14 protein-coding genes and 5 pseudogenes are annotated in these 20,836 nt (G+C 58.8%); 10 read left to right on the top strand and 9 right to left on the bottom strand.

The window, feature by feature from the left end; genetic code table 11:
• Nucleotides 1-4: 4 nt before the first annotated feature.
• Together NKI88_RS26825 and NKI88_RS26815 are read right to left on the bottom strand one after the other, a co-directional pair.
• Nucleotides 5-1,027 carry a DUF1403 family protein gene (locus NKI88_RS26825; protein WP_352658452.1) on the bottom strand — a complete coding sequence of 341 codons (1,023 nt, stop codon included), beginning with the start codon at nt 1,025-1,027 and terminating at the stop codon, nt 5-7.
• 117 nt (nt 1,028-1,144) lie between these two features.
• A complete protein-coding gene (locus NKI88_RS26815) occupies nt 1,145-2,017 on the bottom strand; it encodes an RHE_PE00001 family protein (protein ID WP_502909494.1) in 873 nt (290 codons plus the stop codon).
• A 52-nt stretch (nt 2,018-2,069) separates the two neighbouring features.
• Here NKI88_RS26815 and NKI88_RS26810 point away from each other — a divergent pair.
• Nucleotides 2,070-2,372, top strand: a pseudogene (locus NKI88_RS26810) (recombinase family protein); the annotation flags it as partial.
• 25 nt (nt 2,373-2,397) lie between these two features.
• Here the strand turns inward: NKI88_RS26810 and NKI88_RS26805 are convergent.
• From NKI88_RS26805 to NKI88_RS26780, 6 genes and pseudogenes are all read right to left on the bottom strand, one after another.
• The gene (locus NKI88_RS26805; protein WP_352658406.1) at nt 2,398-2,631 is read right to left on the bottom strand and encodes a hypothetical protein; all 234 of its coding nucleotides are present in this window, start codon (nt 2,629-2,631) and stop codon (nt 2,398-2,400) included.
• 39 nt (nt 2,632-2,670) lie between these two features.
• A complete protein-coding gene (gene repC / locus NKI88_RS26800) occupies nt 2,671-4,014 on the bottom strand; it encodes a plasmid replication protein RepC (protein ID WP_352658404.1) in 1,344 nt (447 codons plus the stop codon).
• Between the two features lie 155 nt (nt 4,015-4,169).
• A complete protein-coding gene (gene repB / locus NKI88_RS26795; RefSeq protein WP_352658402.1) occupies nt 4,170-5,180 on the bottom strand; it encodes a plasmid partitioning protein RepB in 1,011 nt (336 codons plus the stop codon).
• The gene (repA, locus tag NKI88_RS26790) at nt 5,180-6,373 is read right to left on the bottom strand and encodes a plasmid partitioning protein RepA (RefSeq protein WP_352658401.1); all 1,194 of its coding nucleotides are present in this window, start codon (nt 6,371-6,373) and stop codon (nt 5,180-5,182) included. Before repA ends, repB begins: the two co-directional genes overlap by 1 nt.
• 1,663 nt (nt 6,374-8,036) lie before the next feature.
• Complete coding sequence (locus NKI88_RS26785; RefSeq protein ID WP_352658450.1) at nt 8,037-9,245, bottom strand: site-specific integrase; 1,209 nt, start codon at nt 9,243-9,245, stop codon at nt 8,037-8,039.
• A 257-nt stretch (nt 9,246-9,502) separates the two neighbouring features.
• Nucleotides 9,503-9,975: pseudogene (locus NKI88_RS26780) on the bottom strand (transposase); the annotation flags it as partial.
• 798 nt (nt 9,976-10,773) lie between these two features.
• Here NKI88_RS26780 and NKI88_RS26775 point away from each other — a divergent pair.
• The 5 genes and pseudogenes from NKI88_RS26775 to NKI88_RS26755 all read left to right on the top strand — a co-directional run.
• Nucleotides 10,774-12,192 (top strand): aminotransferase family protein, encoded by a 1,419-nt coding sequence (locus NKI88_RS26775; protein WP_352658399.1) that lies wholly within the window; start codon nt 10,774-10,776, stop codon nt 12,190-12,192.
• Nucleotides 12,193-12,358: 166 nt separating this feature from the next.
• Nucleotides 12,359-13,197: pseudogene (locus NKI88_RS26770) on the top strand (integrase core domain-containing protein); the annotation flags it as partial.
• A 126-nt stretch (nt 13,198-13,323) separates the two neighbouring features.
• A complete protein-coding gene (gene tnpB, locus NKI88_RS26765; protein ID WP_352658397.1) occupies nt 13,324-13,629 on the top strand; it encodes an IS66 family insertion sequence element accessory protein TnpB in 306 nt (101 codons plus the stop codon).
• 150 nt (nt 13,630-13,779) lie between these two features.
• Nucleotides 13,780-14,820 (top strand): phosphotriesterase family protein, encoded by a 1,041-nt coding sequence (locus NKI88_RS26760; protein ID WP_352658395.1) that lies wholly within the window; start codon nt 13,780-13,782, stop codon nt 14,818-14,820.
• A gap of 112 nt (nt 14,821-14,932) precedes the next feature.
• Nucleotides 14,933-15,597: pseudogene (locus NKI88_RS26755) on the top strand (methylenetetrahydrofolate reductase); the annotation flags it as partial.
• A 185-nt stretch (nt 15,598-15,782) separates the two neighbouring features.
• Here NKI88_RS26755 and NKI88_RS26750 read toward each other — a convergent pair.
• Nucleotides 15,783-15,877 (bottom strand): annotated as a pseudogene (locus NKI88_RS26750) (IS21-like element helper ATPase IstB); the annotation flags it as partial.
• A gap of 272 nt (nt 15,878-16,149) precedes the next feature.
• On the opposite strand from NKI88_RS26750, the gene NKI88_RS26745 reads away from it, so the two are divergent.
• The 4 genes from NKI88_RS26745 to NKI88_RS26730 all read left to right on the top strand — a co-directional run.
• Complete coding sequence (locus NKI88_RS26745) at nt 16,150-16,602, top strand: Lrp/AsnC family transcriptional regulator (protein ID WP_352658393.1); 453 nt, start codon at nt 16,150-16,152, stop codon at nt 16,600-16,602.
• Between the two features lie 208 nt (nt 16,603-16,810).
• Nucleotides 16,811-17,758 (top strand): aminotransferase class IV, encoded by a 948-nt coding sequence (locus tag NKI88_RS26740; RefSeq protein ID WP_352658391.1) that lies wholly within the window; start codon nt 16,811-16,813, stop codon nt 17,756-17,758.
• A gap of 207 nt (nt 17,759-17,965) precedes the next feature.
• Nucleotides 17,966-19,153: a glycine C-acetyltransferase gene (locus NKI88_RS26735; protein ID WP_352658389.1), complete on the top strand. Its 1,188-nt coding sequence runs from the start codon at nt 17,966-17,968 to the stop codon at nt 19,151-19,153.
• 1,055 nt (nt 19,154-20,208) lie between these two features.
• The coding region (locus tag NKI88_RS26730; RefSeq protein ID WP_352658387.1) for an ABC transporter substrate-binding protein at nt 20,209-20,836 on the top strand (628 nt) is incomplete at its 3' end.

Below are 20,836 nucleotides of genomic sequence, written 5' to 3'. Positions count from 1 at the left end.
ATCGTTACAGCCCGTAGATGCGGAAGGTGGGGCGGCCGGACAGTTCGCGCACGGCGCCGAGCTCGATCAGGCGGTCGAATAACCGGCGTAGGCCGCGATCGCTCATGCCCGCGATCTGCTTCGATGCGACGATCGCATCGTCGGACAGGAGCTTGTCGACAACAGCATCCGCCGCCTTGGCCCGGAGTTTTGGCGCCACGGCAAGCAGCCGGTCGGCGCGGCGCTCGAGCTCGGCGAAAAGATCGACGGCCCGCAGCGCAGCGCGCGCCTGCGCGGCAAGCAGGCCTTTCGCACGCTCAGGATTTGTCTCAATGCTTGTCGCCACGGAGCTGGCTGTCGATCGACGCGGGCGAGCGCTTGTGCCCAAGGCCGCCTCGGCGCCCAGCAGCGGCACCGCGTGTGCCCAACCCATCCGTTGCGCCAGCACGGCGTCGGCGAGCCATGCCCCGACGGCGCGCGCAAAGCCGTGGCGTTCGGCGGCCATGAATGTGCCGGTCAGCGTTGCGACCATGCCAGCGCCGGCCGGGAGTTGCCGGAGATCATCCGCAAGATCGCTGACCACCTCATCATCCGGGGCGTAGCCGAATTCTTCCAACACCGCAGCGAGGTTTTTCTCCGTCAACAATTCGTCCCCGGGCCGGCCTGCCAGCCGGCGCCAGGCAATCAGCAAAAGCCCGGCGGGACCGACGGACAAAAAATCGCCCGGCCGTGTGAGCAGCACGGCGTCGCGCAGCGCGCCTTCATTCTCGACGCGGCCGGCTTGTCGTGCCGTCACCGCAGCCGCCGCAAGCGCGAGGCGTTGCCGCCAGGCTCCAGCCCACCGCTCCTGCCGGCGGACCACCGCATCGAGCGCGCCAATGGTGGCGCCTACGGTGAGCGCGACGTCCTCAACATCTTTTCCCGTAAGGCTTTGCGCATCCGCGATGGCCCGGCGCAACCAGGCCGGCACCGTTGCGATCTGCACAGTCGAAGGGGCGCCGGCAAGCGCGGAGTAGTGGCGCGGAGAGGGTTTGGGGCGCAGAATCATCGAAAGCACGATGAATCACAGCGGCGCTTTTGGCAACCGAAATGGATAGAAAGCGCTGCGCCTGTCGTGTGAGAAAAACGAATGATAATCTTGCCTTATCAGTAGCTTAGTCTCTCGTCATTGCCCACAACAAGGGCGGCAACCTCCTCGTCTCAGATCACTGCCCAGGCGCGAAACCTTCCCCTCCCCGTCATCTCGCGCAGGCCGAGCTCGCCGACCAGGTTGAGCGCCCCCTGTTTTGTCACTTTTAGCCGCTCCTGGATCATGCCGGTGGAGACGAGCCGGCCGGGACAGCACCAGCTCGACCAAATCGGGCAGTTTCGAGCTGGCGCGCCGTTGTTTGAGCCGCCGCTCCATCTGGCTTTTGGCCAGCACCAGCCGATCGTGTTCCTTCAGGCCAGCCACTGCTGCGTCGTGGATTCCATCGAGCAAGGCGAGCAGCCGATCGGAGCGATCGGGCGCCCGCCGCCGCTCACGCGGAATGTTTTTCGAGCCGAGATGCAGGCAAGCGAGATGGTTGGCGGCAAGACCCTCGTGGCGCAGCAGTGCGGCAACAAACAGCGGCCCGAGCCAGGCGGCATGCTGCAGCACCTCAATGTCCGACCACGCTTCGAGCAGGATTGCGGCGCGCAGCACCGACGGCCACTCCCGCGTGTCGGCGAGCACGGCCTGCCATTCGGCCAGCCGTTCTTCTTCATTCCAGTCGAGATCGTAGATCAGGCCGTATTGCGGCTCCGCCCGGCCCTCTTTTCGAGCCCGCACGTAGGCGCCATTCAGAATCCAAGACGAGCGCGCCAGGACGGCATCGATCTCGGCAAATTCTTCGGCCAGCCGGTCGGCCTCAGCGTCTTCGCGATCGTCGGCTTCAAAGGAGCTGGCTCCAACCCCCTCCCCGTCCCGGCTTTTTTGGCCCGCCGCCGGCAGGGCGCCGCCGCGACCGGTCAGCGCCAAAAAACCGTCGCGGCTGAGCGCCCAGTCCGGTATGCGCAATAATCTGCCGGCGGGTTCGCAGCACCGCGTGCGCCCGGGTGAGTTCGTGGGTCGGGGTGCGGATGTCCATGAACGACTGCGGCGGGCAGTGAGGTGGCTCGTCACCGAGCACCTGGCCGAATCCACACTGCTAAAGCGGGCGTCTCCTCTGCCTCCCGAAGATCGCCTGATGACTCTTGTGGCAGGGATTTCGCAGTCTAACCCAGACCTGTCGCTCCGCGACATCGCTGGCCAGCTCGAGCGTCTGCATGAGCGAACCCCACGAGGAAGCGCAAAATGGTCTGCCTCCTCAGTCAAGAACCTGCTCGATCGAGCCCGCCGGCTTGGACTCGTCGCCGAACTACCCGCGAGCTGACCGTCATCCCGCGGCAGAACAGTCCTCAGTTTACGGTCCGTGGCTGACGCTCAACATTCCCGAGCCGCTTGTATGCGGCCCAGGCATCAGCTGGAACAGCGCTGCCGGCCCGCGCCAGCCAAGCCGCACGATCGGATTCGGTAAGCGAATTCCACCACACCATCCCGGCGGTTTCATCGGGCGTCGGTTCCGGGTCGTGTTCGTTTTTCATGTCTTCGATGCTCTCATAAGACGCTCGTCCCGACAAGCGCTGCAGCAACCGTCCATGTCCGAGTGCGGATCGAAACCCGCCGGCTGATCATGATCCGCGCCTCGGCTTATCGAGGCTGCGGCGCAACGCATCACTGATTTCCAGCCTAGATTCGGTGCGCACAACCTTGCCTGCCATCTCCAAATCGGCGGCAGCAGCTTCGGCTCCGTTTCCAGCGGCTTTCGACGCGTCAAGCTTTGCCCGCAACAAGGCCATTACCATCGGCCAGACTGAGAACTTTCCGGCCTTTGCTCGGTCCGTCAGGCTGCGCAAATAGCCGCCGGCGCTGTTGATCTGGTCCTGCCGCTGATAGATCGCGGCAATGGTAATCGCCGCCTGCTGCTCACCCATTGCCGTTCGCGCTTCCTCCCAGGCGCTCGGGCTGATGCCCATGGTCGGCCGGCCAACCTCGGCCGCGGCCAGAAATTCACGCCAGTTGCGGATTCCGCCGCCGCCCTTCACCAGCCAAAGCATGTTCGGGCAGGCATCCAGCACGATCCCTAGCGGCAGTTCGCGTTTCGGTAGGCTCCGTACGTTGTCGGTGTCCGCAACGTTGCCGCCCGCTTCATCTTTATCTCCTAAGCCGCTTTCAGATTCAAATTTAGAGTCTGGTTTTGAATTCTGTATGTGGCGCCCATTTCGGGACTCATTGGCGTCCACTTTCTGTGTTTTTACAAATGATTCCAATGCTTCACGCACTTCAGCCCAAAGGCCTTCAAGTTCTTCGGCAATCGCCTCCAGAGTCTGCCTAGGTGCGGTGCGTGGTATCTGACCAACAATAGCCTGGTAGGCCTGCTGGACCCTGCCCCAGTTCGCCGGCACGCCTTCCTCAATCCCCGCGTCGATCATCTTGACGATGTCACGCCGGCATATGGTTAGCCGCTCCTTAACGAGACGAAAGGCCTTCTTCTCATTTCTGACCGCTTCTGCAAGATCCTTGAATTCCTCGGCGCGCGCGACGATCGGTGAGATATCGAAGCCATAGGCTTGCTCGATCTCGCCCCCCTGCCCTTTCCGGGCGAAGCGCTTGCCGTTTGGGCTGTCCCGACGGATGATCAATCCACACTCGACCAGAACGGCCAGGTGTCGCCGTAAGGTCGTTGGGGGCATGCCATTGGCGCGGCGGATCAGCTGCTCGTTGGATGGCCATACAACCAGTTCGCTGTCGCCATAAAGCGCTGTGTCCGGATGGAACGACAACAGCGCGTCGAGAATAGCCAAAGCGCGATCAGTTGCGCCCAGGGCGATCCTGGCGTCCTTGATATCTTGGAAGACATGCCATTTGTGGACGGTCGCGTCCTTCGGCACGGCCCTTGCGGTGACTTGGCTTGAAATCATGCCAAGCGTCATCGGCCGCCGCCCAAAGGGCGTCGTCGCAATATTCGTCTCCATTTTCTTTCACCCTCGATTAGGCAAAAGAAACCTGCTCGCCAAAACGACGCCAATGACTCTTGACAGTGATTCGTGGAGATGCGATTCTCAGTCAGCTACTACGGAGAAGGGCTTCCACGACGAAAGTCGCTTGGGGGCCTTTTTCTTTTGCGGTTTCAGTCTCCTGTTGATGCTTTTTGTGACTGCCGGAAGGCCTGGTAGAGGTCATCCAGTCGCCCCGTGACATATGCCGCGAAGGTTGGACCGTCCTTTGCCTCGTATGTCACGACGGACTTCGTCGCGGTCGATTTTACGTTCACGCTAACTGATTTGTCTTTGGCAGCCCAAAGATTGGCCTTTGGCTGTTCCTTGGTCGCCTTAGGAAGCGTGTTCAGGGCATCGGCGGCTCGTTGAAATCGTTGGTCACTTGAGTTGTCCGCGGACAACGTTGTTAGGAGCGCACGTAGATCGATTTCGGCCTTAGCTATTTTTTCTGCGAATTCCATCCACCGTCGGCGTCCTACCTCCGGAGCTGCTCCGATTGCTTCAATCAGTTCAATAGGGATCGCGCGGACAACCGAAATCATTTTAGATAAAGCAGCCTTGTCGACGTTTAGCGCGGCCATGATGACTTCGCGGGAGAAAGACCGGTCTTCAAGGCGGGCGGCGAACAACGCTCTCTCGATATATGACAGGTTGGTCCGCGCATTGTTTTCCTGACCTTGACTGACAACCAGTTGGTCATCGGACAACTCACGGATAACGGCACGAACCTTGATGCCAAGTTCCCTTACCGCTGCGAGCCTGCGGTGCCCGTAAGCGACTTGATACCGGCCACTAGTCTTCGGATGAGGCCGAACAAGGATCGGCACCTGTTGCCCATGCGCTCTGATCTGGCCAACAAGTTCGCTCAGACCTACGGGATCGATACCAAGACGATCACTAATGAACGACCCGTCCACCAGGGCTGGATCCAGTTCGACGATTATCTTGCCTTCTGCCAGCTGCTTCTCGATGTCTTGCGCACGTTCGAACTTCTGGGTGATGTTACCCAGGGTTCTTGTGATGCCGCCGATGGGAGCACTGCGAACCGCCGGCGCGACAAAGCCGGCGATCGGTCTTACATCCGCCATAGGAATCGGCGCTTCTTCTGCAGTTGAAACCTCAATGAGATTCTTGCGGGCCATTACTTTCTCCCCCAAGTAGTCCTTAGCAGGGCTTCGATCTCGGAATTCACCGCGTTTAAGGATTCCATCGCCCTGTCATATGTGCCGCGCGTGAATTGTTGTCGCTCAACCTCATAGAGTGTCTGCTTCGTGACCCCGGCATCAGAGATTGCCGTCGACTTCAGCATGTGATTGTGAAGCATTCGATTGCCAAAAATCGCCCGCATGAAGCCGGTCATCTGGCTTTGCGGACCATCGTTCGGCTCGTAGCGAGTAACCAGATAGCGCATCCAATCGTAGCTGGTACGACCACCCGCCCTTTCGACGACCGCCATCATCTCACTAGTCATCGCAAGAAACTGGCTCATCGACATCACATCCAGCATCTGCGGATGTACCGTTATCAATACCGACGTCGCCGCACACAACGCCGACATCGTTAGGAAGCCGAGTTGTGGCGGGCAATCGATAATTACGACATCATATAGGCTCTCGATGTCTGTCAAAACCTCGCCGATGCGGGCGAAGAACATGGATTCCGCCGAACCCGACGTGATCGCTCTCGGTGTCTCATGTTCAAACTCCATGAGTTCGAGATTTCCCGGTACGATATGTAAGTTCTGGGTGTAGGTGGCGCGGACAATCTCGGCGATCGATCGCGGCGCCTCATAGCGGATCGCTCCGTAAAGAGTTTCGCCTTCGCCCACATCAAGTTCGGGTTGATGTCCGAAGAGCGCGGACAACGAAGCCTGCGGGTCAAGATCGATTGCTAGAACCCGGTGGCCGCGCAAAGCAAGGTACTGGGCCAGGTGTGCGGAAGTCGTCGTTTTCGCCGAACCGCCTTTGAAATTCATGACGGCCACGACCTGCAGTTTCTCGCCAGGACGACGGCTCGGAACGTATTTCGGTGTTCCGTTTTTTTCGTCGAGCGACCGCCGGATGTTTTCCATGTCGGCAGGAGAATAGACCCGGCGACCGTTGGCCAATGGTACCGGCCCATGTCCATCCGAGGCCACCTGTCTTAGGTATCCCTCGCCGATGCCGATATAGTATGCGGCCTCTGCAGGCGTGAAATGCCGGATCGTTTTTTGGGAGGTTGGAGGAAAAATCTTTTGTTGGTGCAACTGAAGCTGCCGTGACAATTCGAGAGAATCCGCGGACAACATCGACGGCAGATGTTCCTGCCCGCTTGTTTGCATATACGTTTGTAGCATTGCTCGCCTCGAACTACGCATTTGATGCAGATTTCATTCAAACTGCGCAGTTACAGTATGACCCGATTCGTAAACATTTTACAAACGCTTAACCATGAGGGTGTTGACCCTCTCAGGCTGCAGTTGTCCGCGGACAACCCGGGCGCGCTCCGCTTCCCTGGGATGTAGGGTAGCCTACAAGGCTCGTTATCCGGCGCATGCCGGCTTGACGGCCGCCCAGAAATCAATTTGTAGGTGCGCATCGGAGATAAACACTACCGCCGCCTAAAGGACGCGACACCGCATCTTTGCGTCGGTGAGCATGACCTGAACGCAGATGGCGCCGGAAGGAAGCCGCCTCTCCCTCGTCCGCCGGCGCGAACGAAGAGTGGGCGCGCCGTTCACCAATGGCAGTTGTCCGCGGACAACTGGACGCTTTGTCCATCTAATGTGCTGGCCGGATGATCTATGGACCACTTAAAGCCGATCGACCATGACAAACGATCATACGAGGTGAGGCAAGGGAAGGTGTGCGTCAAGCACCGAAAAAGAGTCAGCCGAACGGCTCTTTCGGTCATCGAAGGACATCTTTCTCCCTTACGGCACAGGCCATGGTGTGTCGGGCCAAGACCCTGCCCCGTGGGATGGAGCGGTTAGAGGCTGAAGGCCCACAGGCACGGCGGACCCCCAGTCGCGCCCCAAGAAGTCTATTCGTCGAACCGGCGCAGCCATCGTCGAGCGCATTGTCGCGCTGGGCAGCAGCGCTCAACCGGCGGCACATCGTGGGCTGCAGACGGCGAGCCTCTCCGGCCGACATAGCCGAAATGAACTTCGGTTTCGGCGCCGCCGAAATAAGCCTGTCGCTATACTGTTGACCGCGACTACAACCGGCGAGACTTTCCAGGGCCTGAACGACACCAAATTCGGGCGGGAGAGCGGTGTAAGAAGGGTAGGGGCCTCTATTTTATGCGAGGCTGGTCACGCGGCGGGGAGTGGCCGGGTTTGCGAAGGAAGCTTTGAGCGACGCGATCATCAGGGTGCCGATCCGACGGCCCACTGCTCGAAAGTCAGACAAGTTGTCGAACTTTTGCGTAGGATGCGCGATATCAGTTGCTCAGATCCTCGTATCCAGCAACAACCTCGAGGGGTGTACGACGCAGGTGGAACAAACCCAGCCATTCGATGAGCGGGTCGGATTCCGGCGACTCTTCACATCATCCTCCCATGCTGCGTACCTATGCCGTTGCCTTCAGCGCCGGATCCGCTGCGATGATGGGCCCTGAAGGCCACGGCTTTGGTTGCGTCACTTCCGGCATGGAAGACCATCGTCCACGCGTAACTGTCGAGATGGCATTGAGGTCTCGACAGACCTCATACGACTGCTCTGCATCAGCGGAGCTACGCAATCAGGCATGATGATGCTCTGAAAGCTTCTAAACGACGACATCAGCATCCGCAGCGGCGCATGACACCGAAACGTAGGAAATGTTCAACGTCTTTGGTGAACCGCCCCGCAATGTTGTTGATCCCTGTAGACGTGGTTCTCCTACGCCTGGCTGTCAAAGTAGCGATCACTCTCCTCATTCTTTCCTGTCAGAAATGGAGCACCGAATTGATCGAAGTGGGCTTGGTATTCGACCGTCGGAATCCAAACTCGTCGTTGGAAGGCATCGCCGCTCCTTGGCTATAGGCCGGCGGCTTTGGTGAGATTGACACGAAAACGGTCTCGCCGGCGTTGGTAACGGCGGGTCATTTCCGCCGAGACGTGGCCGAGCTGCTTCTGCACAAAGCGCTCGTCGACCTCGGCCGAGGAGGCGAGCCCGGCGCGTAGCGAATGGCCGGAAAATTTTTGTCCGCGCTCGCCTTCCGACAAGTCGCCGCGCACGCCGGCAGCGAGCGCCGCGCGCTTGACCAGCCGCGCCACCTCCTGGTCGTTCAATCGCTCGGCGCCGACAGCCTTGCCTTGGCCGGTGACGCGTCGAAATAGCGGTCCGTGCCCAATCCGTGCGAGTTTCAGCCAGGTCTGCAGGGCGACCATCGGGCAGGTCGAGTCGGAGGAGCCACGACCGATCTCGACCTCGCGCCAGCCAGTCTTGCCGCGCAACGTCACCAAAATACCCTTGTCGAAAATCTCGACCCAGCCGCGGCCGTCCTCGGTCTGGTCCCGGGCAACATCTAGGCCGACGATTTCCGAGCGCCGCAGTCCGCCCGCAAAGCCCAAAAGCAACATGGCGCGATCACGCAGGCCGCGCAGCGTGCCGCGATCGAGCGTCTCCAGCATGGCAATTAGGTCTTCCGGGAGAATGGCTTCCTTCTGCAGGGGAGGCGAGGCGTGGGTGTTGCGGATACCGGCCAGCACGGTGGCGATGTGGCGGTCTTTCCTGTCCAGTAGTTGGCCACGTTGAGTATAATTCCAAGACAGCGAAGAAAGGCGGCGCTCAATCGTCGCCACCGATTTTTTGTCCCGACCAGATCCCGAGGCTTGCGCGGTGATGTAAAGGCCGACGGTCTGAGGATCGGGCGGCAACACCTCGATGTTCTGGCGGCGCGCCCAGGCGCAAAAATGCTTCCAGTCGGCGGCGTAGGCGCGCCGGGTGTTGGCGGAGCTAGCCGCCTCAACGTAGTCGCGGGCGCGATCGGCGAGTTTTCCCAGATGCGCCGGCAGGCCAAACGTTGACTCCGAACCGGGCGCCGGCAGCGGGGCAGGGGACTTTTCGCCATTCTCGAGATCGTCCGCGGTCTGGCTCATAGCGAACACGACCTCGACAATATCAGGCAGGTCGTCGGCCGCCGTCTGCGCCGCGGGTTGATCGACATCGGCCCCCGTGCTGTGGGACGATGCGGAGCCCTGCTGAGGGTGACTTCTTGGCTTCTGCTCGACGTTTTGGGCCATTTTCCTATTAAAGAGCAAAACGAATGATAATGCAACATTATCGTTCGTATCATATCCGCGACAGGCGCGGCGGTTATTGTCGGAAGTCCTTGCCAAAAGCGCCGCAGAGATTCATCATCGTCGGTGATGATACTGCGTCCCACACCGTATTACCTCACCACGGTACCCTTCCAGGCGGCGCTGTCCGACGCTTGACGATCTCCATCGTGAACTTGCCGATCTTTTACAGGGCGCCCCGCAGTTTCGGCCCTGCATAGCACGGCGACGCCGACCAGCAGGCCCAGCGTGTCGACGACGATGTGCCGATTGCGGCACTTGACCTTCTTGCCGGCGTCGAAGCCACGAACTCCGCCGCTTTCGATTGGTCTTCACCGAGTGGCTGTCGATGACGCCGGCGGACGGGCTTGCCTCCCGCGGCCTTCCCGTTCGCGCGCCGCCATGACGAGTTCATTGTTGATGGCGCGCTGCAATACTTCGTCCCGCAAGCGCCAGAAGTACTTCTGCACCGCCGAGAACGGTGGGAAGTCCTTCGGCAGAAGCCGCCATGCTCCGCCCGACGAAGCCATGTAAAACAGCGCGTTCACGACCTCGCGCAGGTCCGTCTTCCGCGGCCGGCCGATCCGGTTCGCATCAGCGGCTCGAGCAGCGCCCACTCCGCGTCCGTCAGGTCGCTTGCGTAGCGCCGGCAGCGCCGTTCATAGTGAGGGCGAGTGGTTTCGGTCCAGGGCATCATGATCTCCGAATCTCAGCAATCCGACAGAATCACTACCCGCTGAAATCACTCACGTCTTTTTGGAGCGGACACTCAGGAGGTTGTGATCCGTCGGTTTTGCAAAGGAACTCGATCAAGGACAAGATGCCCTGAACTGGCCGGGCCGACTATGCCCGCGAGACGGCGTGACGCAAGCGACCTGAGCGACGCGGACTCGGGAACGATCGCGCCGTTGATACCGAACCCGAGGCCTGTTGTGCGCCCACGGAAAGGTGGATTTGGTTCGTGCCGAGAAAAGCGGCTCGACAGCGCCAAGGGCTTCGAAGTCCTTCCGTGCCGCTGGGTCGTCGAGCGACCCTTTGGCTGGCTTGGGTGATGCCGGCGCCCCCAGCCGAGCCTGCCGAAGCGCGTGCAGCAGGGTGCACGACCGCCCCTCGGCTCCATCGGAGCGCTTCAACGCCTTGGAGAGCGGCTTGCCGGCCCTCTCCACTGACTAGCGCGTTCGGCTTTTCCAGAGGATCGCCGGCTTCGCTCGGCCGCAAATAGCGCTGGTCAATGTCCCAGAAACCGGCTCCCTGCATCTCCAGCCGCACAGTCAGAGTGTGCCACGGATCCTACTTGTTTCAGACCACAACACTGTATGCGACAACCGTTTCAGCCAGCGGCCCCTTTTGGTGCGAAGCTCCACCTCAGATGTCATAGCCTTTGGGCAGTTTCAACGCTGCCAACGCTACTTTTAGGAATAGATAGACTTGGCTGCCAAATAGTAGAATTTCATCTACCGTCTGAATGTAGAATACCACTTGGAGATGTTAGTTGGTCACGAATTTTGCCGCAAGCTCCGGAATGTTTCAGGACGCTTTTTTTAGTCGAGATGGATCTGAGCCCGTTCCGCTTATGGTCAAAGCGGAAGGGATCTGGATGTCCGATGAGCATGGGAAGGCCTACATCGACGGATCGTCGGGTCCTATAGCTTGCAATATCGGACATGCTAATCAGCGTGTTGCGCATGCGATGTATCAGCAGGCCATGACGCTTGATTATGCTTACCCGCGGGTTGCGCGTCACGCCCCCAACGCCGCGCTAACAGGGCGGCTTTGCAGTCTCGCGGGGGCGCCATTCGAACGGGTTGGTCTCGCGTCAGGCGGAAGCGAGGCTATGGATCTTGCGCTGAAGTTCCTGCGGCAATACGCGGTTGCAAAGGGCTTGTCCAGCAAGCGCATTTTGATCTCCAACATGCCCTCGTATCATGGCGCCTCAATCGGCACGCTCGCTATTTCGGGCGATGAATCCTTAGCACCTTTTCTATCTGGCTTCGCAGTTACAGGCGCCAAAGTGCCCGCTCCAATGACCTATCGAGGAGAACCGGGACTGTCGCCTGAAGAAATCGCCGAGCAATGCGTAGCGACGCTTGAGAATACTATCGTAAACCTCGGCCCAGAAAACGTCCTCGCCTACGTGGTTGAACCGGTAGGCGGTGTGGCAACCGGATGCCTCGTGCCGCGACCTGTTTATTTTCAACGCATCCGTGAGTTGTGCGACCGATACGGCGTGTTTCTCGTATTCGATGAGATTTTGTGCGGCGCCGGCCGGACCGGTAAGTTTCTCGCGTCACATCATTTGAGCGGCTGCATTCCAGATGTCATTGTCATGGCAAAGGGAATTGCCGCGGGTTACAGTCCTTTAGGTGCGGTGCTGCTCCCTGCAGAGCCCGTCGATGAGTTGGCAAAGCTCACCGGCTTTAACTTTTCACACACGTACGGCGCAAACCCTATTTCGTGCGCCGCCGCGCTCGCGGTCCTGGACGAATATGACGATCACGATTTAATTACCAACGCCGCACAAGCTGGCGAACATCTGGGGAGAATATTGAGGCAGTTCATGAATACCTCACCCATTGTAGGCGATGTGCGCGGAATTGGACTGCTATACGCGGTTGAATTGGTACGCGAAAAAGACTCGAAGGCTCAATTTCGCTACGATTTTAACGTGGCTGAAGTCGCTCGGACCGAGGCACTGAAGGAAGGGCTCATAATCTACTCGAGGCGTACGTCCGGAGGGAAATACGGAGACTGGTTCATCGTTGCACCGCCATTGACCGTGACCCGAGCCGACTGTGACCAGATCGGGCAGCGATTGGAGCGTATGCTAGAGGGTGTTCGGAATAGATTTGAAGCTGAATGTGTTGCAGCCGGCTCTCCTAAGAGGTCGTCGTCCCTTGAGCTGAACAGTTAGATGCTTCGAGTCGAAAGCGATCCGATGGGATAACTGCATTGCTAATGGGGCGGTCGGACCCGTCCCTAGATGTTTAGTCCCACGGTGTGATGGTAGAATTGATGCCGCCATCGACAAGGACAGACTATGGGACAGACACTTCACGCGAGCGCCACGACCACTCACGCTGATTGTCGCCTTCCGCAGGCATACGCTGCTGCCGCTCGACGATTGCCTCTATGCGCGGCCACGGTCCCACATCTCACCCGTTCCAGTCTGCATCGGCTGTCCAGTGCGATGACCTCAGCCGCCTGCCAGGCATCGAAGGCGCCAAGCCGCGCAAGAAGTTCAAGGCTTACCCGATCGGCTACTTCCATACGAATCGCCGAAGTCTGGACCGAGGAGAGCAAGCTCTACATGTTCGTAGCCATCGACCGAGTAAGCAAGTTCGCCTTCGCCGAACTGCATGAAAGCGCCACCAGACGTGTTGCGGCCGGCTTCCTTCGCAAGCTGATCGAACTGGTGCCCTACAAGATCCATACCGTTCTCACCGACAAAGGCATTCACTTCACAGTGCCCGGAGGCGCAAGCTGGAGCGTCCCCAAGATCAGGGCGATGATCGAGCGCAAGGAAATCTTCCGAGCCCATTCCTTCGACGTGGCCTGCGCCCGCAACGATATCGCGTCTGACGAAGCTGAACCATCCGTGGACGAATGGTGAGGTCGAAAGGATGAACCGCACGATCAAGGAAGCCACCGTGCGCCGCTACTACGAAAACCATGATCGGCTACGTACCCACTGGCAAGATTCCTCGACGCCTACAATTTCGCCAAACGCCCGAAGAGCCTCAACGGCCTAACCCCCTTCGAGCACATCTGCAAAACCTGGACTGAGCAGCCGCACAGGTTCAGGCTAAACCCAATCCATCCCATGGCGGGACCGAGCTCGATCCGCAATGGTAGACTGTTGCCATCTACCCGTGATCGAGATGCACCAGGCGGCGCAAGCTGGGAAGCGGCTTCGTAACAATGGCAATGAGCCGTCGTCCCTCAAAGTGCAGAAAGCCGACCGGGCGCACTCATGCCTCTTGAAGCGCGACGTTGAGCGAATCGACAGCCGTTACCATTCGAAGACGAGCGTCCGGTCATACTTGTGCAGGGCTTACGTCCTGCCATTCCTGCGGAGTTGTCGACGAGCCCAGCAGACTTCAACCCAGCAAGTTGCCAGCCGGTCGACTTTCGCAAGGGAGCCGCATCGTTGATGGCTCTGGTGAGGGATGGCGGTCTCGACCCCTTCTCTGGAGCGCTTCACGTGTTCCGCTCGAAGCGTGCGGACCGTGTTCGCATCGCGCCATCCACCCGAGCGACCTTGGGGTTCCGGGCGGCCCAAGATGTCTACCGCCATTTCAGACGCCGTCGCGCCCTTGTCAAAAACGTTTCAGCAATCAGTGAAGTTTGACGGCAATCCCACACGCCAATCTATTATCCTACTCGGCCAAAGTGGAGAAATTAGTGCAAACACTTCAGACAATGCTCGAATCCGTCGACGCCACGGCGTGAGTACGCGCTGTCAGAACCCGAATTTAGGAAGCAGGTCAACGGAAATGAAATGCGGTTAAGCAGAAGCAAGATGAGGGGCAAGGTCCAGACGGTTCTGGGCCTCTTTGACCCAGCGGCGCTAGGGCCGACGCTAATGCATGAGCATCTCATCTGGGACGCCACGCCGCCGGCTCGGCGGGAGGCGTCGACCATGGGCGGTCCGGATCCGCGAGACTACTGGAACCTAATGACCGGTGGCATCTCGGATGCACGCAGCACCACACAGAGGGATCGTGAGCTGGCTGCGCGCGAGGCGGCTCGTTTAGTCGAAGCAGGTGGCGGAACGATCGTCGAGCTGACAATCGGCGGTCTCGTGCCCGATCCGGAAGCCCTGGTCGAGGTATCGCGGGAGAGTGGCGCCCATATCGTGATGGGTTGCGGTCACTACGTCGACCAGTACCAGGATCCGAACAACAACAAGCGGACTGTCGAGAGCCTTGCCCAGGAGATGACTGATCAGGTTCAACTGGGCGCTTGGGGAACACAGGTACATGCGGGCATCATTGGCGAAATAGGTTGCTCGTGGCCATGGACTGATCTCGAGAAACGTGTGCTGACGGCCGCCGTTATTGCTCAGCAAGAGACAGGGGCTGCGCTGACGATCCATCCGGCGCCGCATGCGGATCACCCGTGGATGCTTGCGGAGTTCCTACGGGACCGCGGTGCCGATCTGTCGCGTACGATCATAGATCATATAGACAGGACGATTTTTGACGACGATCGTCTATTTCGCTTGGCCGACTCCGGTGTCGTGCTGGAATGGGACCTGTTCGGGCAAGAAAACACCTACTACGGTCTCCTAGACATTGACATGCCGAATGATGGCATGCGCATCCGGACGATCAGGCGTTTAATTGATCGCGGGCATCTCGGTCAAATCGTGATCAGTCACGATATCTGGCAAACAATCCGATTGGCTGAGTTCGGCGGCCATGGATATGCTCATATTCAGAAGAAGGTACTCCCCCACATGCGAAAGCGCAGTTATTCGGAGGATGAGATTAATGCAATCATGATCGATAATCCGCGGCGGCTGCTGACCATTGTTTGACGAGGCTCCGAGTGCCAGTGCTCGTCGGCGGACAGCAGGATGTGGGCCGCAGGGTGAAGCTGCCGGAACAAAGCCTTTTGTTGAGCGGGTCCGGCAGTCCGGGCTGAGTAGGCACTCCGTCGGTATCTGCGCATTGCTTACCTGCCCCGGTTATGCCCCGATCATGCAAATCACCTGTCGCGACAGGAATCGCAATCCAGGGGGGACGTGCTGGGCGCGGCCGCGATAGGTGTGGCGAACATCCTGGGCCTGACCGGCGACGGTGTCCAGGCCGGCGACCCATCCAAGCGCCAAGCCGGTATTCGATCTCGACTGCATGTCGCTTCTCGAGACGGTCCGCACCATGCGCGACGAGAGCCGGTTACTGTCCGGCCGCAAGCTCTCGAAACCACCTGCGGTGTTCCTCGGCGCTGCCATCAATCCGTTCGCGCAGCCCCTCGATTCCGTCCGCACAGACTAATGAAGAAGATTGCCGCCGGCGCACATTTCGTCCAGAGCCAATACTGCTACGACGTGCCGATCTTTCGCGAGTACATGAAGCGCGTCCGAGACCTCGGACTGGTCGAGAAGTGTCCTGCGCGGCGCCGGCCTGCTCGCCTCCGCCCGCACAGCGAAGTGGATGCGGACCAACGTTCCGGGCGTCGATATTCCGGATGCCGTGATCGCGCGAATGGAGGGCGCAGCCGATCAGAGAAGGAAGGCAAGCAGATCTGCATCGACATCATCAACGAGCTGAAAGAGATCACCGGGGCCTCAGGAATCCACAGCGTGGTGCACGGCACTCGTTCGGCCAAAATGGCATTGAAAGCAGAAATTGGAGATGAACCAACTTTCATCGAGCCTCGCCGGCGCCCGTCGCCGACAGTTTCTCTGGCGATGCTGGCCGGCCAAGGTCTGCTCCACCGGGCGAACGAGTGGGGCCGAAATGGCCGTTCACGATCCCATTTCCCGAGTTTGCGACAGAGCCTGTTGACGAGGTCGACAACGTTGAAGAAGCGCCCGCGTGCGCAGTTGCGGATGAAAGAATGGGCAATGGCGATCCCAGGTGCGACTTGCCAGGCCTGTCCCGTCGACGCAATGCAAAAGGGAGCCGGGACCATGGTGTCGCGCGCACCAGCTTTGACTTTTGTGATGGCCTGTTGCGGCGCAGTTTGAAATGCCGGGGCTTTGCGTCGATCGCAGGCGGACTCTCTGGACCGCCAGGTGGTTAATTCGTTACGTCCGTGGGCCAAGATTGATTTGATTATTTCAATTTCTAGGGCAAAGTGCGATGATTGTAGCGCCACTTCAGGCGATTATTGAAGTTGCAATCTTAGCAGACGTTATTCCATGGATGACCTAGATCGAAGAATCCTTGCGGCTCTACAAAAGAACAACCGACTCTCTTTTGCCGAACTGGCAGAAGTGGTTGGTTCTTCGGCAGCGTCATGCATGCGTCGAGTTAACAAGCTGCGTTCGGATGGCGTGATCCTTGCGGACATCTCGTTGGTGGACCCGAGGGCTTTTGGCAAATCGCTCACCGTTGTCGTCACAGTAGAGCTCGATCGTGAGCGTCTTGACCTTGTCGATGAGTTCAAGCGCGCAATGCGCGCGGCCAAAGAGGTTACCCAGTGCTACATGGTTACGGGCGACGCCGATTTCGTGTTGCTCGTCTCCGTTGAAGACGTCGAGGCCTTTGACGTCTTCGTCAAGACAAAGCTCTACACCAACCCCAATGTCCGAAAATTCCAGAGCATGATTTCGCTTGATCGTGTCAAGTTCGAGCCACGCGTTGCGGTGTAGCGTTGGGCGGGGTTGTGCTGAAATTATCACCTGGACCGCTTTTTGAAACTGCCATTTCGCGTCCGGCATCAGATTGAGCTTTTTCACCTAATCAAGTGTGCGATCTAGAGGACGCAGTTGATCTTACGTCAGGACGATGTGAGTTGCCCGACCTCGACGTGGGCAAGCAATCGTTTCCTAGGTGTAAGGAAAAAGAATGGCGACCCCAATGATACAGATCTTGCCTGTCTTTCCAACTATCGATGAGCATCACGTTGATCGACGGCGCTATCCGGACGGCGTGGCTTTCATGGATGGGCAATATCTGCCGATGTCCCAAGCGAAGATCTCGGTGCTCGATTGGGGTTTCCTGCACTCCGACGCAACCTACGACACTGTTCACGTCTGGAATGGCAAGTTCTTCCGGCTCGATTTGCATCTTGACCGTTTCTTCGGGGGCGTCGAACGGCTGCGAATGAAGCTGCCCTATGATCGCAAGAAAATAGCATCGATCCTCAACGATTGCGTCGCGCTGTCAGGCCACAGATCGGCGTACGTGGAGATGATCTGCACGCGCGGTTCATCGCCGACCTTCAGCCGGGATCCCCGCCAGGCCGAGAACCGCTTCATGGCGTTTGCAGTCAGCTTTGGCTCGGTTGCCAACAAGGAACAGCTGGAGAGAGGCTTGCACGTCGCGATCAGCGACACCGTCCGCATCCCGCCAAAATCAATCGACCCCGCAATCAAGAACTATCATTGGCTCGACCTAGTGAAGGGACTATTCGACGCCTATGACGCGGGAGCGGAGACCGCGCTGGTCATTGACACGAACGGGCACATCGCGGAAGGCCCCGGCTTCAATGTGTTCGTTGTCAAGGACGGATCATTGAGGACACCCGCTTTTGGGGTATTGCCGGGCATCACGCGCCGGACTGTCTTCGATCTTTGTGCCGAGATCGGACTCTCAGCCACGGCCGCTGATATCAGTCGTGCTGAGATCAAAGGGGCCGACGAAGTGTTTATCACCTCGACTGCCGGCGGCATTATGCCCGTGACCCGTATCGATGATACCGCGATTGCCAATGCACACGTCGGATCCATCACCCGCCGGCTCATGGATCTCTACTGGCATAAACACGATGAGCCGGCATGGTCGACTGCTGTCATGTATCCGTGAGCGGAATGAGCCCTACGACTGCCAGTTGGCCAGCGCCTTTGACGATGAGTTGTCGTCACGCAAACGCCGGCAAATTCGAGCAGGCTCACCTTTGGCCTCGTGGCGCGCCGAGTTGAGCCAATTGACAACCGTTGCCACTCGATGATGAGCGTCCAGTTTCATGTACCTTTGTAGGGCTTGCTTCATGCCATTTCTGCTGACTTGCTGATGAAGAACGCTTTCATTGCACATTTGTCGGCGGAACTGGCCGGGTTGAAGTCTGCGGGGCTCTACAAATCCGAGCGCGTCATCACGTCGACCCAGTCTTCCGAGATCGAACTTGCGGATGGCAGCAAGGTCCTGAACTTCTGCGCCAACAACTATCTCGGTTTCGCCGATAATCAAGACCTGCGGGACGCGGCTAAGGCTGCACTCGATCGCTATGGATACGGCATGGCGTCGGTGCGCTTCATCTGCGGTACTCAGGAAGAGCACAAGCGACTGGAGGCGCGAGTCTCCTCATTTCTCAAGATGGAAGATACGCTCCTCTATTCCTCCTGTTTTGACGCCAATGCCGGATTGTTCGAGACGCTGCTCGGCCAGGAAGACGCAATCATTTCCGACGCGCTGAACCACGCCTCCATCATCGACGGCGTAAGGCTCTCAAAGGCTAGGCGCTTCCGTTATGCCAACAACGACCTGGCCGCACTGGAAGAGGAACTGAAGAAGGCCGAAGGCAGCCGTTTCAAGTTGATCGCGACCGATGGCGTGTTTTCGATGGACGGCATCATTGCCAATCTTGGCGGCGTTTGTGATCTAGCGGAGAAATACGGCGCCCTTGTCATGGTAGACGACAGCCATGCGGTTGGCTTCGTGGGCAGACACGGGCGCGGTTCCGCTGAGCATTGCGGTGTCGAGGGCCGCATCGACATCGTCACAGGTACGCTGGGTAAGGCGCTTGGAGGCGCATCAGGTGGCTACACGTCAGGCAAGCGCGACGTCATTGAATGGCTTCGCCAACGCTCGCGGCCGTATCTCTTCTCCAACACGCTGATGCCCGCCATTGCGGGGGCGTCGCTAAAGGTGTTCGACCTTGTTGAGCATGGTGATGCGCTGCGCGAAAAGCTCTACGCCAATGCCAACCGCTTCCGCTGGAAGATGTCGAGGGCTGGCTTTACGCTGGCGGGCGCGGATCATCCGATCATCCCGGTGATGCTGGGCGACGAGGCTCTTGCTCAGGAGATGGCACAACGCATGCTGAAGCGCGGCGTCTATCTCATCGGCTTCTCCTTCCCGGTGGTACCGAAGGGGCAGGCGCGCATCCGCACCCAGATGTCGGCCGCGCATTCCAGCGCCGACATCGACCGCGCGGTCGACGCCTTCACCGAGGTAGGCAGGCAATTGGGAGTGCTCTGATATTCAGTATGGAGCGCCTTCGTCGGTGTTAGCGAGGAAGTCATGAACACATTGCGCAGACGCCATCGGCATTTGCACCGCCCGTTGGAGGGGCGACTCTGCCGCTAGATTGGCGCTCGGCTCAACAACTGCCCGGTCCAGCGCTACCCCAGTTGCCTAAGGATCATTTCTGGTAACCTGTTGGCCGACCCGCGCAAAGATGTCTGACTACAAGGGAGAGAGTACGATGAATCTCCCCGCTGCACAGACGACCATTATGAACCGACCGAGCAGCACTCCTTCATGCGACACGGTTTTCCGGATGCAGTTGTCGGCGGCCGCCTTTTCTTCAATCCTACACGACCTCGTGCCTCGCAAATTCGAGAGGATATTCAGAAGCAGATCGACCCAGCAGCCGCACGGCCGTGGACCTCATCAGGTATAAGGCGCCCTTGTTGAGGTCGTTCAGGAGAAGGCTGATTCGGTGTGCTAGTCAGCGACATCGACTGGGAGATCTCACCGCTCGCACGCCGCAAGTGCGGTGATGAATGCGAGCTACGCTGAATACCGCCGATGCGAGGTGGGCCTCGCTTTGTGATGCACTTGCACTTACAGACGCGATCCCCGAGGCCGAGGGCACGGAAAAAGCGGAAGGCCACAATGCCAGTTGGAAAGAAATTCATCGCTTGGAAGACGAACGCCCATGATCCGACCCGTCTCGAATTGATCTGCGGCGGTTAAATGGTCAGCCGGATCGGCGCCGACAGGGAAGGTCGCTCAAAAAGCTACATTGTAATTTTGATTGGCTCTCGCGCCTGCGACCGCACATGACGGCCCCCGGGCGGTTCGCGGAGGTGGAGACATTTCAAACCGCGCCGTTGTGTGCGGCCTGCATTTCAGCAATCGACGCATTTTGGCGCCAAGCTTGCACTCTCAGATAGTAGCATCTTCTGAACGACCGATCAGTCGTTCGTCGAAACGACAGGCGGATATTGCTTCCCCCCGGGCGTTCGACAAATACTCTAAAGAAGGCGCAGGTTAAGCGCGCGCTTAACTCAAAAAAGGGGAACTGGAACATGACGATCTCGCGACGCGACCTCATGAAAGTAGGCATGGCCGCCGGAGCGGCTCTATCGATCCCTTCTGTCCTGCGAGCGCAGACGACGGCAGCCGGCGCGCGGACGGTGCGCATGGTGAAGGCGGTGGATCTCCGCGTCTTCGATCCAGTCGTTGAGACGAGTAACATAACCGTCGACCATAGCCTGGCAATCTACGACATGCTGTTCTCGCTTGACGCCAAGCTTATGCCACAGCCACAAATGGTGGAGAAGTGGGGCGTTTCCGAGGACAAGAAGACTTACACGTTCGAACTCCGGGACGGCCTGAGCTGGCATGACGGCACCCCGGTCACCGCGGCGGACTGTGTCGCCTCGATCCGCCGCTGGGTCCACGTACCCAGTGCACAATTGCTTATGGAGCGAGCCAAGGATATTTCAAAGAAGGACGACAAGACCTTCACAATCGCGCTCAAGGAACCGCTGGGGCTTCTGATCAATTTACTGGCAACCAACAACGGGCAGCCTCTTTTTATAATGCGCGAGAAGGATGCAAGTCGCCCCGCGACCGAGCAGGTGACCGCGAATATCGGATCAGGGCCGTTCAGGTTTAATCAGGCCCTTGCGAAGCCGGGCTCGAGCTTCACCT

This window comes from Mesorhizobium sp. M0317 (assembly GCF_040321555.1).
GTDB lineage: Bacteria > Pseudomonadota > Alphaproteobacteria > Rhizobiales > Rhizobiaceae > Mesorhizobium.
This window is presented reverse-complemented; position numbering and strand designations above follow the sequence as displayed.